This is a genomic window from Kitasatospora sp. NPDC059577 (assembly GCF_042735475.1).
GTDB lineage: Bacteria > Actinomycetota > Actinomycetes > Streptomycetales > Streptomycetaceae > Kitasatospora.
Map to the genome: position 1 here is coordinate 126,947 of NZ_JBHWBZ010000015.1, position 15,115 is coordinate 142,061.

A 15,115-nucleotide genomic window follows, 5' to 3' on the forward strand; every position below is an offset into this window, starting at 1 on the left:
TCCCCCGTAGCCGGGGACACCGCCCCCGCGGAGAAGATCATGCCCTACCGGCAGGGCCTCCGGTACGGCCCGGTCAGGCACCGCTGACCGTCACGCCGCCGGTCTCCGCCCGAGCGGTGATGCTGCGCGCCGCCCCCTGCTGCGAGGGGATGCCCACGTCCACCCCGCCGACCGAGGCGTGCGCGTCCACCGCGTACGCCTCCCCGGTCGGCACCGTGACCCGCACGCCGCCGTTCGAGGTCGTCGCCTCCACCTTCGACGGCGCGGCCGCGAAATCGGCCCGCACCCCGCCGTTCACCGCGGTCAGCTTCGCCCGCGGGGAGGTCAGCCCGCTCGCCTCGACCCCGCCGTTCTTGACGTCCACGTCCACCTCGGCGGCCAGCCCGGTCAGCTTGATCCCGCCGTTGGTCTCCTTCACCCGCACCTTGGTCCCGGCCGGCACCTGCACGGTGTACCCGATCCCGCAGTGGTCGCAGTCGTACGTCAGCCGGAGCACGCCGTCCTTGACCTCGTGCGTGCTCTTCGGCGCGTCCCCCCGGTAGTTCTGGTTCTCGACGACGTGCACGGCGTCACCGCCGCCGTTCACCACCACACCGCCGTTCTCCCCCTCGACCACCAGCTCCCTGACCGGCTCCGCCACCCCGTAGCCGACCGTCCGGTGCTCCTGGTCGTCCCCGATCGGCAGACAGCCCGACATCCCGGCCAGCACCCCCGCCGTGATCGCCATCGCGCCCAGTACCCGCTTCATCCCCGGCCCCCTTCGCAAGCCCGTCATCCCGACACCGAGAACCCTCCCCCGCCCGCGCCCTCCCCCACCTCCCTCCCCGGAGCGGTTCCTGCCCCTCCCCCGCACGGGTGAGCCGCCGGCCCGCCGCCCGCGGCTCGGAACCCGCGGCCCCGCGGCCCCGCAGCCCGGAAACGCCGCAGGGCGGCCACCCCGTGAGGGGTGACCGCCCTGCGATCAGTGACCTGGGCCACTCCTGCCCGATGACGGGCGAGGAGGGGGACTCAGCCGGTGTACGGGCCGTAGTCGTAGTCGTCCAGCGGAACGGCCTGGCCGGAGCCGGCGCCGAAGGGCGACAGGTCGTAGTCGTCGTAGCCGACGGCCGAGTACATCGCGGCCTTGGCCTCTTCGGTCGGCTCGACCCGGATGTTGCGGTAGCGGGGCAGACCCGTACCGGCCGGGATGAGCTTACCGAGGATGACGTTCTCCTTGAGGCCCAGCAGCGGGTCCGACTTGGCGTGGATCGCCGCGTCGGTGAGGACCCGGGTCGTCTCCTGGAAGGAGGCGGCCGACAGCCAGGACTCGGTGGCCAGCGAGGCCTTGGTGATACCCATCAGCTGCGGACGGCCGGAGGCGGGGTGACCGCCCTCGGCGACCACACGACGGTTCTCGGTCTCGAAGCGGCCGCGCTCGACGAGCTCGCCCGGGAGCAGCTCGGCGTCGCCCGACTCGATGATCGTCACGCGGCGGAGCATCTGCCGGATGATGATCTCGATGTGCTTGTCGTGGATCGACACGCCCTGCGAGTTGTAGACCTTCTGGACCTCGGCGACCAGGTGGACCTGGACGGCACGCTGGCCCATGATGCGCAGGACGTCGTGCGGGTTGGTGGCACCCATGGTCAGCTTCTGGCCGACCTCGACCGCCTCGCCCTCGCTGACCAGCAGCTTCACACGCTTGGAGACCGGGTAGGCGATCTCGTCGCTGCCGTCGTCCGGGGTGATGACGATCTTGCGGGTCTTCTCGGTGTCCTCGATCCGCGCCCGGCCGGTGGCCTCCGAGATCGGGGCCACACCCTTGGGGGTACGGGCCTCGAAGAGCTCGACGACACGCGGCAGACCCTGGGTGATGTCGTCACCGGCCACACCACCGGTGTGGAAGGTACGCATCGTCAGCTGGGTACCGGGCTCACCGATGGACTGGGCGGCGATGATGCCGACCGCCTCACCGATGTCGACCAGCTTGCCGGTGGCCAGCGAACGCCCGTAGCACATGGCGCAGGTGCCGACGGCCGACTCACAGGTCAGGATCGAGCGGGTCTTGACCTCGCCGATGCCGTGGCGGATCAGCTCGTCGATCAGCACGTCACCGAGGTCGGTGTTCGCGGTGGCCAGCAGCTTGCCGTCGATGGTGATGTCTTCGGCGAGCATGCGGGCGTACACGCTGGTCTCGACGTCGTCGGCCTTGCGCAGCACGCCGTCCGCACCCACGGAGCCGATCGCCAGCTTCAGGCCGCGCTCGGTGCCGCAGTCCTCCTCGCGAATGATGACGTCCTGGGAGACGTCGACCAGACGACGGGTGAGGTAGCCGGAGTCGGCGGTACGGAGGGCGGTGTCGGCCAGACCCTTACGGGCACCGTGGGTGGAGATGAAGTACTCCAGCACGGTGAGACCCTCACGGAACGACGCCTTGATGGGTCGCGGGATGGTCTCGTTCTTGGCGTTCGACACCAGACCACGCATACCGGCGATCTGGCGCATCTGCATCATGTTTCCGCGAGCACCCGAGTCGACCATCATGAAGATGGGGTTCGTCTTCGGGAAGTTCACGTTCATGGCCTCGGCGACCTCGTTGGTCGCCTGGGTCCAGATGCCGATGAGCTCCTGCTTGCGCTCGTCGTTGGTGATCAGGCCGCGCTCGTACTGACGCTGGACCTTCTCCGCCTTCGCCTCGTAGCCCTCGAGGATCTGGGGCTTGTTCGGCGGGACGACGACGTCCGAGATCGAGACGGTGACGCCCGAGCGGGTCGACCAGTGGAAGCCGGCCGCCTTCAGGTTGTCCAGGGTCGCCGCGACGACGACCTTGGGGTAGCGCTCCGCCAGGTCGTTGACGATCGCGGAGAGCTGCTTCTTGCCCACCTCGTAGTCGACGAACGGGTAGTCCTCGGGCAGCAGCTCGTTGAAGAGCGCGCGGCCCAGGGTGGTGGTCAGGCGGAAGGGCTCGCCCTCGTACCAGGTCGGCTGGCCGTCCTCGTCCACCGGAGCGGCCCAGCCGCGCGGCGGGACGGTGCCGGCCGGCAGGCGCAGCTCGATCGGGGCCTGGACGTCCAGGTCGCGGGCGTCGAAGGCCATGATCGCCTCGGCGGTCGACGAGAAGGTGCGGCCGGCGCCCTTCACGTTGTCGCGGTCCGAGGTGAGGAAGAACAGGCCCAGCACCATGTCCTGGGTCGGCATGGTGACGGGGCGACCGTCGGCCGGCTTCAGGATGTTGTTCGAGGACAGCATCAGGATGCGGGCCTCGGCCTGCGCCTCCGCGGAGAGCGGCAGGTGGACGGCCATCTGGTCACCGTCGAAGTCCGCGTTGAACGCGGTGCAGACGAGCGGGTGGATCTGGATGGCCTTGCCCTCGACCAGCTGCGGCTCGAAGGCCTGGATGCCGAGGCGGTGCAGGGTGGGCGCACGGTTCAGCAGGACCGGGTGCTCGGCGATGACCTCTTCGAGGACGTCCCACACGACCGGACGGGCGCGCTCGACCATGCGCTTGGCCGACTTGATGTTCTGCGCGTGGTTCAGGTCGACCAGGCGCTTCATCACGAACGGCTTGAAGAGCTCCAGCGCCATGGCCTTCGGCAGACCGCACTGGTGCAGCTTGAGCTGCGGGCCGACGACGATGACCGAACGGGCCGAGTAGTCGACTCGCTTGCCGAGCAGGTTCTGACGGAAACGACCCTGCTTGCCCTTCAGCATGTCGCTGAGGGACTTCAGCGGGCGGTTGCCCGGGCCGGTGACCGGACGGCCGCGGCGGCCGTTGTCGAACAGCGCGTCGACGGCCTCCTGGAGCATGCGCTTCTCGTTGTTCACGATGATCTCGGGGGCACCGAGGTCGAGGAGGCGCTTCAGGCGGTTGTTGCGGTTGATCACGCGGCGGTACAGGTCGTTCAGGTCGGAGGTCGCGAAGCGGCCACCGTCCAGCTGCACCATCGGACGCAGGTCCGGCGGGATGACCGGGACGCAGTCCAACACCATGCCGTTGGGCTTGTTGGTGGTCTGCAGGAACGCGGAGACGACCTTGAGGCGCTTCAGCGCACGGGTCTTCTTCTGGCCCTTGCCGGTGCGGATGATCTCGCGCAGGCGCTCGGACTCCTCCGCCAGGTCGAAGTTCTCGAGGCGGTCCTTGAGGGCCGCCGCGCCCATCGAGCCGGAGAAGTAGGTGCCGAAGCGGTCGCGCAGCTCGCGGTAGAGCAGCTCGTCGCCCTCGAGGTCCTGGACCTTGAGGTTCTTGAAGCGGGCCCACACCTCGTCGAGGCGGTCGAGCTCGCGCTGCGCGCGGTCGCGCAGCTGCTTCATCTCGCGCTCGGCGCCCTCGCGCACCTTGCGGCGCACGTCGGCCTTGGCGCCCTCGGCCTCCAGCTCGGCCAGGTCGGTCTCGGCCTTCTTGGCACGGCCTTCGAGGTCGGAGTCGCGGCGGTTCTCGATCTGCTGGCGCTCGACCGAGACGTGCGCCTCCAGGGACGGCAGGTCGCGCTGGCGGCGCTCGTCGTCGACCCAGGTGATCATGTAGGCGGCGAAGTAGATGACCTTCTCGAGGTCCTTCGGCGCCAGGTCCAGCAGGTAGCCCAGACGGGACGGGACACCCTTGAAGTACCAGATGTGGGTGACCGGGGCGGCCAGCTCGATGTGGCCCATCCGCTCGCGGCGCACCTTGGCGCGGGTCACCTCGACGCCGCAGCGCTCACAGATGATGCCCTTGAAGCGGACGCGCTTGTACTTGCCGCAGTAGCACTCCCAGTCCCGGGTGGGGCCGAAGATCTTCTCGCAGAAGAGCCCGTCCTTTTCCGGCTTCAGGGTGCGGTAGTTGATGGTCTCCGGCTTCTTGACCTCGCCGTGCGACCACTGGCGGATGTCGTCGGCGGTGGCCAGGCCGATGCGGAGCTCGTCGAAGAAGTTGACGTCAAGCACTGGTCGTCAAGCCCTCTTTCGTAAGTCGAGAGTCGTTCATGTGGTCTGAGGGGGGCCTGGGGGCGGGCCGGCCGCGGTCGTGCGGCCGGCCCGGCCTCCGTCAGACCTCTTCGACGCTGCTCGGCTCGCGCCGGGACAGGTCGATGCCGAGCTCCTCGGCGGCGCGGAACACGTCCTCGTCGGAGTCCCGCATCTCGATGGACTGGCCGTCCGAGGACAGCACCTCCACGTTGAGGCAGAGCGACTGCATTTCCTTGATGAGGACCTTGAAGGACTCGGGAATGCCGGGCTCGGGGATGTTCTCGCCCTTGACGATGGCCTCGTAGACCTTCACGCGGCCGAGCACGTCGTCGGACTTGATGGTGAGCAGCTCCTGCAGCGCGTAGGCCGCGCCGTACGCCTCAAGGGCCCACACCTCCATCTCACCGAAGCGCTGACCACCGAACTGCGCCTTACCACCGAGCGGCTGCTGGGTGATCATCGAGTACGGACCGGTCGAACGGGCGTGCAGCTTGTCGTCGACCAGGTGGTGCAGCTTGAGGATGTACATGTAGCCGACCGAGACCGGCATCGGGAACGGCTCGCCGGAGCGGCCGTCGAACAGCCGGGCCTTGCCGGTGGAGTTCACCAGGCGCTCACCGTCACGGGTGAGGGTGGTGTTGTCCAGCAGGCCGGTGATCTCGTCCTCGCGGGCGCCGTCGAAGACCGGGGTGGCGAGGTTGGTGCCACCGTCGACCTGGTCGGCGCCGATCGCCTGCAGGCGCTGGGCCCACTCGTCGGCGAGGCCGGAGACGTCCCAGCCCTGCTTGGCGAGCCACCCGAGGTGGATCTCCAGGACCTGTCCCGGGTTCATTCGGGACGGGACGCCCAGCGGGTTGAGGATGATGTCGACCGGGGTGCCGTCCTCCAGGAACGGCATGTCCTCGACCGGCAGGATCTTGGAGATGACGCCCTTGTTGCCGTGACGGCCGGCGAGCTTGTCACCGTTGGTGATCTTGCGCTTCTGGGCCACGTAGACGCGGACCAGCTGGTTGACGCCCGGGGGCAGCTCGTCGCCCTCTTCGCGGTCGAAGACGCGGACGCCGATGACCTTGCCGGACTCACCGTGCGGCACCTTCAGCGAGGTGTCGCGGACCTCACGGGCCTTCTCACCGAAGATCGCGCGGAGCAGGCGCTCCTCGGGGGTCAGCTCGGTCTCGCCCTTCGGGGTGACCTTGCCGACCAGGATGTCGCCGGTGACGACGTCGGCGCCGATGCGGATGATGCCGCGCTCGTCGAGGTCGGCGAGGACCTCCTCGGAGACGTTCGGGATGTCCCGGGTGATCTCCTCGGGGCCGAGCTTGGTGTCACGGGCGTCGACCTCGTGCTCCTCGATGTGGATCGAGGAGAGGACGTCGTCCTGCACGAGGCGCTGCGACAGGATGATCGCGTCCTCGTAGTTGTGACCCTCCCACGACATGAACGCCACGAGCAGGTTCTTGCCGAGGGCCATCTCGCCCTCGTCGGTGCAGGGGCCGTCGGCCAGCACCTGGTTGACCTCGACCCGGGCGCCCTCGTCCACGAGCACCTTCTGGTTGAAGGCGGTGCCCTGGTTGGAGCGGGTGAACTTGGCGGCGCGGTACGTGGTGTACGTGCCGTCGTCGTTGGCCACGGTGACGTAGTCGGCCGAGACCTCCTGGACGACACCGGCCTTCTCGGCGGTGATGACGTCGGCGGCGTCGACGGCGCAGCGGTACTCCATGCCGGTGCCGACCAGCGGGGCCTCGCTCTTCAGCAGCGGCACCGCCTGACGCATCATGTTCGAGCCCATGAGCGCGCGGTTGGCGTCGTCGTGCTCGAGGAACGGGATCATGGCGGTCGCGACCGACACCATCTGGCGCGGCGAGACGTCCATGTAGTCGATCTCGGAGCCCGGGATGTAGTCGATCTCGCCGCCACGGCGGCGGACGAGGACACGCGGCTCGGCGAAGGTCAGCTCCGCCGTCAGCGGGGCGTTCGCCTGCGCGATGACGTAGCGGTCCTCCTCGTCGGCGGTCAGGTAGTCCACCTGCTCGGTGACCACACCGTCGACGACCTTGCGGTACGGGGTCTCGATGAAGCCGAAGGCGTTGACCCGGCCGTACGAGGCCAGCGACCCGATCAGACCGATGTTCGGGCCTTCGGGGGTCTCGATCGGACACATGCGGCCGTAGTGCGAGGGGTGCACGTCACGGACCTCGAAGCCGGCGCGCTCACGGGAGAGACCGCCGGGGCCGAGGGCGGACAGACGACGCTTGTGGGTCAGGCCCGACAGCGGGTTCGTCTGGTCCATGAACTGCGACAGCTGGCTGGTGCCGAAGAACTCCTTGATGGAGGCGACGACCGGCCGGATGTTGATCAGGGTCTGCGGCGTGATCGCCTCGACGTCCTGGGTGGTCATGCGCTCGCGCACGACGCGCTCCATACGGGCGAGACCCGTACGGACCTGGTTCTGGATGAGCTCGCCGACGTTGCGCAGGCGACGGTTGCCGAAGTGGTCGATGTCGTCGACCTCGACCACGATGTCGCGGCCCTCGCCGTCACGCCACTCGGTCTCGCCCGCGTGCAGCTTCACCAGGTACTTGATCGCACCGATGATGTCGGGCTCGGTGAGCACGCCGGAGTCCAGCGACTCGGCGTTGCCCAGCTTGCGGTTGACCTTGTAGCGGCCGACCTTCGCGAGGTCGTAGCGCTTCGGGTTGAAGTAGAGGTTCTCGAGCAGGGTCTGCGCGGCCTCACGCGTCGGCGGCTCGCCCGGACGCAGCTTGCGGTAGATGTCCAGCAGCGCGTCGTCCTGGCCCTGGGTGTGGTCCTTCTCCAGGGTGGCGCGCATCGACTCGTACTCGCCGAACTCCTCGAGAATCATCTCGTTGGTCCAGCCGAGCGCCTTGAGCAGCACGGTGACGGACTGCTTGCGCTTGCGGTCGATGCGGACGCCGACCATGTCGCGCTTGTCGATCTCCATCTCCAGCCAGGCACCACGCGAGGGGATGACCTTGCAGGAGTAGATGTCCTTGTCGGACACCTTGTCCAGGGTGGAGTCGAAGTACACACCCGGGGAGCGGACCAGCTGCGAGACGACGACACGCTCGGTGCCGTTGATCACGAACGTGCCCTTGTGGGTCATGAGCGGGAAGTCGCCCATGAAGACCGTCTGAGACTTGATCTCACCGGTCTCGTTGTTGGTGAACTCAGCCGTGACGAAGAGCGGGGCCGCGAACGTGAAGTCGCGGTCCTTGCACTCGTCAATGGAGTTCTTCGGCGGCTCGAAACGGTGGTCGCGGAAGGTCAGGGACATCGACCCGCTGAAGTCCTCGATCGGCGAGATCTCCTCGAAGATCTCCTCCAGACCGGACTTGGTGGGGACGTCCTGACCACTCTCCAGGGCCGCCTCGACCCGGGACTTCCAGGCCGCGTTGCCGAGCAGCCAGTCAAAGCTCTCGGTCTGCAGGGCCAGGAGGTTCGGGACCTCGAGGGGCTCCTTGATCTTCGCGAACGAGACGCGGAGCGGGGCGGTGGATGCGGCGGAATTGTTCGAGGCGTTGCGCGGCGCGGCCAAGAGGGGGGTCCTTCCGAGGGCTCGGAGCTCACTACGCGCGTACCAGCCGGGCCTGCTTGGGCTTGGTCCCGCCTCCATCGCCACCGGCCTCCGCCGGGGTCGAAACCCCAGGTCAGAGCCGCTTTGCGGAGGCGATGCCAGACCCCTTCAGGGCAACGCAAACTCCGGGCGACGAGTCACGGAGCAGCTAACAGGCAGCGCAAAGGGACAGTGTAGCCAAAGGCCACACTGCTGTCCAGCTCTGATTCGGAGACCGAATCGGAGACTCCTCCCGGTAGCCGGGGAGCGCGGACGCCCACCGGGTACTGCTCTAACTCACGTGGAGTCATTTCCCGCCGGAGCCACTGGTTATGCATCCAGCAGCGGACCAACCGGGCGGACTCGCGCCTTGAGAATCGCGCGCCGCGCCTGGTTCGTCAAGGGCCCGCCGACGGCGCGGGCCTCACCCCGTTCATCGGCCCGGACCCCTCCCGCGTTACAGAACCCGTGGTGGGGGCCACCCGACGACGGTGATCACCATACCTCTCGCCACCGACGGTGCCGAGTGCGCGATCGGCCACACCGGTGGAACGCGTCGACCCGGACGGCGGAACGCGGCCGGCGGCCGGCCCCGCCCCCGGGAACGCGAAAAGGCCGGGCCGACCACCCGCAAGGGTGATCGGCCCGGCCGCACGCCCCCTCAGAGGGGGCGCAAGATCACTTGACGGTGACCTTGGCGCCGGCACCCTCAAGGGCAGCCTTGGCCTTCTCGGCAACGTCCTTGGCAACCTTCTCCAGGACCTTGGCACCAGCGGTGTCAACGAGGTCCTTGGCCTCCTTCAGGCCGAGGGAGGTCAGGGTGCGCACCTCCTTGATGACCTGGATCTTCTTGTCGCCGGCACCGTCGAGGATGACGTCGAACTCGTCCTGCTCCTCAACGGCCTCGGCGGCCGGGCCGGCAGCACCGGCGGCGGCAACGGCGACCGGGGCGGCAGCGGTGACGTCGAACTTCTCCTCGAAGGCCTTCACGAAGGCAGCGAGCTCGATGAGGGTGAGCTCCTCGAACTGCGCGAGCAGCTCGTCCTGGGTCAGCTTCGCCATGATGGCGTCCTTCCACTAAATCGGCAGGTGGTGCCGGATGTACGGGTTGGGCGGGCACGGGCCCGCAGCGAGGCGTGAGCCTGCCGAATTACTCGGCGGCAGCGTCCTCGGCGGCGGGAGCCGGCGTACCGGCACCGCCCTGCTCGACCTTGTCGCGCAGCGCGTCCACAGTGCGGACGAGCTTCGACGGCAGGGCCTGGAAGAGCGCGGCAGCCTGGGACTGCTTGGCCTTCAGGGCACCCGCCAGCTTGGCGAGCAGCACCTCGCGGGACTCGAGGTCCGCGAGCTTCTTGATCTCATCGGCGGACAGCGCCTTACCGTCAAGGACACCGCCCTTGATGATGAGAGCGGGGTTCTCCTTGGCGAAGTCACGCAGAGCCTTCGCCGACTCCACCGGGTCACCGGTGACGAAGGCGACAGCCGTCGGACCGTTGAACAGGTCGTCGAGCTCCGTGATCCCGACCTCATTGGCCGCGATCTTGGTCAGCGTGTTCTTCACCACGGCGTACTCGGCGTTGTCGCCGAGCGAGCGACGCAGGGTCTTGACCTGCTTCACCGAGAGACCGCGGTACTCGGTCAGCAGCGCCGCAGAGGAGCCACGGAACTTGTCCGTGATCTCGGCGACGGCGGCAGCCTTGTCGGGCCTGGCCATAGGCTTACGCCTCCTTCCGTGATGTCGAATTCGGGCCGACCGCGAAAGTCGACCAATGTCGCCGCGGACCGACCGGACGGAAGGAAGCTCTTGCAGAAATGCAACGAGCCCCGGTGCGCAGGGGCACGGGGCTCGGAACGACCTCGACGGACACCCACGCGAACGCGGGACCCGGAAGTCGAAGCTCCAGACGCACCTGCGCGGGCTGCCTGCGACGAATCGCAGATCCTTCGGCCACCGACTCCCTTGCGGGGGCGCGGCGACAACCAGCGGTCTTTGGCTTCGGCCAGATTAGCCGGAGGCGTTCCCCAGGTGCAAATCACCCTCGGACGGACCGGCCCGGAACGGCCTCCCGGGCGGTTCCGGAGTGGTTCCGGAGCAGTTCCGGAGCGGTTCCGGAGCGGTTCCGGGGACGCCCTGCCGGGCCCGGCGGGGCTCGGCGGGCTCAGCGAGCCGGCGGCGGGACCGTCCGGACGCCGGTGTCGGCGGTGTCCGCCTCGGCCGGCGCCTGCGCCGAGAGCAGCGCCCCGGCGAGGTCGGTGTAGAGCACCGAGTCGTCCGCCCGGCCGCTGTCCCCGCTGCCGGTGCGCTGGAGCCGGACCAGCTGGTCCTTGTCGTTGAGCCAGAGGTCCACGGTGAGCGAGAGCGAGCCGCCGGGCGCGAGCGCGGCCCGCAGGCCGTCCCGTCGGGTCTGGCTCAGCTGGGTCTGGGCGGCCGCGTACTTCTCGGCGGTGGTGGTGACCCGGTAGTGCTCGACGGTCGAGTCCTCGTACTTCTCCTCGCCGACGAAGGCGGGGTCCACCCCGTCGGCGGTGGCCGCGGCCAGCGCCTCGACCGGGTTCAGCAGGTCGACCAGGCCGGCGTACGGGATCTCCTTGTGGCCGTCCGGGTCCGGCGGGACGGTGAAGCGCTCCCAGTGCTTACCGCCCTGGCGGGCCGCGGTGGCGGCGTCGCCGCCCTGGTAGGCGACGGTGTCCACGACGATCAGCTGTTCGGCGTCGGCCGGGGTGGAGCGCTTGATCTGCAGCGCCGTCTTGGGCGCCCAGAACAGCGGACCCGACCCGGCGTCCGCGCCGAGCCGGTAGCTGACCTTGGCGCGGCGGGCGGTCTGCATGGCCAGCTGGGCGGAGAGCAGCACCCCGTGCGGGGAGCGGTCGGTCGGCTTGGCCGGGCCGGTCGGAAGGGATCCGGTCGGCGAGACGCTGGTCGGGGTCGGACTGCCGGACGGCGTGGCGGTCGCGTCGTCCCCGCCGCCGCATCCGCTCAGCCCGCTCGCCAGCAGGGCGACGACGGCCACTGCCGCCAACCGCTGCCGTCCCGCCACGTCCGTTCCCTTCGTCGCCGGCCCCGTCCGGCGGCCGTCCTCGTCCGGCCACCATGCCACCCGTCCCCGGCCCGGCGGGTGGCGGCCCCCTGGTCGGATCGCGCGGACCCGGCCGGATCCACCGGTCGGCCGAGCGGGCCCGGTCACGGGCCCGGGCCGATCAGCCCGCGAGCAGCTTCAGCAGGTCGGCCTCGCTGCCGAGGTCGGTGGCGGCGGGCGCGGTGATCGCGGCGGCCTTGCCGAGGCCGGAGTACTTGACGGTGACGGCCTGCTTCGGGCCGTTCGCGTCGCCGTACTCCTGGTACTGGACGAGTTCCTGCTTGCCGTTCAGCCAGAAGTCGAAGGTGAGGGTCTTGCCGTCCTGCTCCAGCGTCTTCTGGACGACCTTGCGCTGCTCCTCGGGGAGCGCCGCCATCCCGGCCACCAGGGTGGCGGTGTCCTCGACCGCCTTCAGGTGGGTGGTCTGGGCGCCGTCCAGGGTCTCCTCGCCGACCTTGGACAGCTTGCCGCTCTGGGCCGCGACGGTGAGCAGGACGACCGGGTTCAGCATCTGGCCGGCCGCCCGGAAGCCGTCGCCGGCCTCGTTGCCGGCGGGCAGCTTGACCCAGTGCTTGCCGCCCAGGGCCGCGGCCGCGTCGTCCGTGCCGAGGTAGGCGTCCGGCCCGATCACCCGGATCTTGAGCTTCTTGCCGCCCATGTCGCCGACCAGGTCGACGGAGGCCTTGCCCGGCTCCTTCCAGTCGGCGTCGCCGGTGCCGCCGCCCTTGCTGTCGTCCGGGCTGACCATGCTGACCTTGCCGTTGCCGGCCTTCTGCATCACCAGCGCGGAGGCGGTCAGCGCCGCCTTCGGGTCCCCGGTCAGCGCCGCCGCGATGGGGTCGCCCCCCTTGGCGTCACCGCCCTTGGCGTCGTTGCCGCCCTTGCTGCCACCGCAGGCGGTGACCGCACCGAGCAGGACGGCCGTCGTCGCGACGACCGAAGCGAGGCGCACAGCGCGCATGGAGGTACCCCCGTGAGATCCGTAACAGCTTCACGGAAGAGCCGATTGTCAGCTCTTCCCAGGCATTGCCCAGCCGGACTCTAACGGATCGTCGGAGCCGCCACGCAGCGGATTCCGGGCCTCCGGTCAGCCTCCTGCGGCGGGTGTCGCGTCGTCCGTGCCGGAGGAGGGGACGTCGGTCGTGGTCACGGTGGTTCCGTCGCTCCCCCGGACCGTCTCGCGCAGCCGGAGCAACCGCTCGCCGGGTCCCACCCAGACGTCGAAGGCGATCGCCGTCACCCCGTGCTGCCGGTACCAGTCCACCGTCGCGGCACGCCGCTGCGGGCTCGACTCCGGGTCCGCAGCGAAGAACTCCTCCACCGGTGCGGAGCCCTGGTAGTGCGCCACGGTCGTGCCGGCCAGTTCCTCGGCGCCGAGCGAACCGAGTTTGACGCTCTGCGCGATCGCGTACGCGCGGCTGCCCGGGGCGGTGACCAGCGCGGTCGTCCAGCCGCCCGCGTAACCGTCCGGGGCCGGGCCGGCCGTCGGGTCCAGCGCCTCGGCGGTGGCCCGCTCGGCGTGCTTGGCCGCACCGCCCCCGTAGGACAGGTCGATGGCACCGTCCTTCATCACCAGCTGCCCGGTGCCCGCCTCGTCGGTGACGGTCAGCTCGGCCTCGTCCCGGGGGCCCCAGACCAGCGTGCCGCTCGCGGTGCGCCGACCGGCCGGGCCCTCCCGCACCACCTCGATCCGGGCACCGCCCGCGTCGTCCAGGGCCTGCGCGGCCGAGAGCACCACCTGCTTGGGCGGTACGGCCGCCGGGGAGCCGGGGGTACGGGTGGCCGGTGCGGCCAGCAGGCTGCAGCCGGAGCCGGCGCCGAGCAGCAGCAGGGCCGCCACCAGGGCGGCGGAGCGGGGGGCGGGCGGCACGGCACACTCCGTCGGTCACGGGTTCTCCACATGCTGACCGACAGAGCGTACGACGCTTCGGGCACTTGTTCCCATCCGTGCAGGTCCCGGTCCCCGCGACCGGCCCGGACCGCGGGCCCCGCGGCGGGAACGACGGCGGGCCCGCACCCCCGGTGAAGGGGGTACGGGCCCGCCGTACGGACTGCTCTAGAGCACTGGGGCTCAGACCGCGGCCGGGTCCTCCTCGGTGAGGAGGTTGCGGGTGCGGTTCGGGTCCACCAGGATGCCGGGGCCCATGGTGGTCGAGAACGCGGTCTTCTTGATGTAGCGGCCCTTGGCGGCGGACGGCTTGGCGCGGAGCACCTCGTCCAGCGCGGCGGCGTAGTTCTCGACCAGCTGCTCGTCGGTGAAGGAGGCCTTACCGATGATGAAGTGCAGGTTCGAGTGCTTGTCGACGCGGAACTCGATCTTGCCGCCCTTGATGTCGTTGACAGCCTTGGCGACGTCCGGGGTCACGGTGCCGGTCTTCGGGTTCGGCATCAGACCACGGGGACCGAGCACGCGGCCGAGGCGGCCGACCTTGCCCATGAGGTCCGGGGTGGCGACGACGGCGTCGAAGTCCAGCTTGCCCTTCGCGACCTCGTCGATCAGCTCGTCGGCACCGACGATGTCGGCACCCGCAGCACGCGCGGCCTCGGCACGCTCGCCGGTCGCGAAGACCAGGACCCGAGCGGTCTTACCGGTGCCGTGCGGGAGGATCACGGTGCTGCGGACCATCTGGTCGGCCTTGCGCGGGTCGACGCCCAGACGCATGGCGACCTCGACGGTGCCGTCGAACTTGGTGGTGCTGGTCGCCTTGGCGAGGCGGACGGCCTCGAGGGGGGCGTAAAGGCGCTCGCGGTCGACCTTGGCGTCCGCGGCCTTCAGAGCCTTGCTGCGCTTCACTGCTGCTCCTGAATGGTGATTGGAGTTGTGGTATTCACGGGCCTGCGCAGGCCCTACCACAGGGGACGAGAAGGTGATCAGCCCTCGACGGTGATGCCCATCGACCGGGCGGTGCCGGCGATGATCTTCTCCGCCGCGTCCAGGTCGTTGGCGTTCAGGTCGGGCATCTTCGTGGTGGCGATCTCGCGGACCTGGGCGCTGGTGAGCTTCGCGACCTTGGTCTTGTGCGGCTCGCTGGAGCCCTTCTCGATACCGGCGGCCTTCAGGATGAGGCGCGCGGCCGGCGGCGTCTTCGTGACGAAGGTGAAGGAACGGTCGTCGTAGACCGTGATCTCCACCGGCACGATCATGCCGCGCTGCGACTCGGTCGCAGCGTTGTAGGCCTTGCAGAACTCCATGATGTTGACGCCGTGCTGGCCCAGCGCGGGGCCGACCGGCGGCGCCGGGTTGGCCGCACCGGCGTTGATCTGGAGCTTGATAAGCCCCGTGACCTTCTTCTTCTTGGGAGGCATGTCTCTCCGGGTCCTTCCGAGAGGTGATTGCTGGTGCGTGCGGAACCGGGGCGACACCCGGCCGCCAGCACACACATCGAACCAGGCTAACGCGTCAGCGCCGCTGGACCAAAACGGATCCGGGGGGGGGGGCCCGGGCCCGGCCCCGGGCCGGAGAACCGAGCCAACATTGTTTTTGTTGTGGTGGTCTGGTTGTGAGGCCCGGGGGGGCCGCGCCGCTAACAAGAGCCCCGCC

General features: G+C 69.5%; 10 protein-coding genes. All 10 read right to left on the minus strand.

The window, feature by feature from the left end; all coding sequences use genetic code 11:
* Positions 1-73: 73 nt before the first annotated feature.
* The gene (locus ACFV0O_RS15435; RefSeq protein WP_380341368.1) at positions 74-748 is read right to left on the minus strand and encodes a DUF4097 family beta strand repeat-containing protein; all 675 of its coding nucleotides are present in this window, start codon (positions 746-748) and stop codon (positions 74-76) included.
* A 260-nt stretch (positions 749-1,008) separates the two neighbouring features.
* A complete protein-coding gene (locus ACFV0O_RS15440) occupies positions 1,009-4,902 on the minus strand; it encodes a DNA-directed RNA polymerase subunit beta' (protein WP_360254597.1) in 3,894 nt (1,297 codons plus the stop codon).
* Between the two features lie 100 nt (positions 4,903-5,002).
* The gene (rpoB, locus tag ACFV0O_RS15445; protein WP_360254595.1) at positions 5,003-8,479 is read right to left on the minus strand and encodes a DNA-directed RNA polymerase subunit beta; all 3,477 of its coding nucleotides are present in this window, start codon (positions 8,477-8,479) and stop codon (positions 5,003-5,005) included.
* Positions 8,480-9,175: 696 nt separating this feature from the next.
* A complete protein-coding gene (rplL, locus tag ACFV0O_RS15450) occupies positions 9,176-9,559 on the minus strand; it encodes a 50S ribosomal protein L7/L12 (protein ID WP_189916036.1) in 384 nt (127 codons plus the stop codon).
* A gap of 88 nt (positions 9,560-9,647) precedes the next feature.
* Complete coding sequence (gene rplJ, locus ACFV0O_RS15455) at positions 9,648-10,211, minus strand: 50S ribosomal protein L10 (RefSeq protein WP_045693068.1); 564 nt, start codon at positions 10,209-10,211, stop codon at positions 9,648-9,650.
* Between the two features lie 445 nt (positions 10,212-10,656).
* Positions 10,657-11,535, minus strand: a complete 879-nt coding sequence (locus tag ACFV0O_RS15460; RefSeq protein ID WP_380341373.1) for a hypothetical protein — start codon at positions 11,533-11,535, stop codon at positions 10,657-10,659.
* Positions 11,536-11,695: 160 nt separating this feature from the next.
* A complete protein-coding gene (locus tag ACFV0O_RS15465; RefSeq protein WP_380341375.1) occupies positions 11,696-12,535 on the minus strand; it encodes a hypothetical protein in 840 nt (279 codons plus the stop codon).
* A 126-nt stretch (positions 12,536-12,661) separates the two neighbouring features.
* The gene (locus tag ACFV0O_RS15470) at positions 12,662-13,444 is read right to left on the minus strand and encodes a hypothetical protein (protein WP_380341378.1); all 783 of its coding nucleotides are present in this window, start codon (positions 13,442-13,444) and stop codon (positions 12,662-12,664) included.
* Between the two features lie 201 nt (positions 13,445-13,645).
* Positions 13,646-14,368, minus strand: coding sequence for a 50S ribosomal protein L1 (rplA, locus tag ACFV0O_RS15475; RefSeq protein ID WP_360254585.1), 723 nt, complete (start codon positions 14,366-14,368; stop codon positions 13,646-13,648).
* Positions 14,369-14,445: 77 nt separating this feature from the next.
* Positions 14,446-14,880, minus strand: coding sequence for a 50S ribosomal protein L11 (gene rplK, locus ACFV0O_RS15480; protein ID WP_360254583.1), 435 nt, complete (start codon positions 14,878-14,880; stop codon positions 14,446-14,448).
* Between the last annotated feature and the right edge of the window lie 235 nt (positions 14,881-15,115).

Bases quoted from the DNA above. Each gene is read 5' to 3' on its own strand.
- ACFV0O_RS15435 (WP_380341368.1), bottom strand. From the start codon at position 748: ATGAAGCGGGTACTGGGCGCGATGGCGATCACGGCGGGGGTGCTGGCC.
- rplL (WP_189916036.1), bottom strand. From the start codon at position 9,559: ATGGCGAAGCTGACCCAGGACGAGCTGCTCGCGCAGTTCGAGGAGCTC.
- rplJ (WP_045693068.1), bottom strand. From the start codon at position 10,211: ATGGCCAGGCCCGACAAGGCTGCCGCCGTCGCCGAGATCACGGACAAG.
- ACFV0O_RS15465 (WP_380341375.1), bottom strand. From the start codon at position 12,535: ATGCGCGCTGTGCGCCTCGCTTCGGTCGTCGCGACGACGGCCGTCCTG.
- rplK (WP_360254583.1), bottom strand. From the start codon at position 14,880: ATGCCTCCCAAGAAGAAGAAGGTCACGGGGCTTATCAAGCTCCAGATC.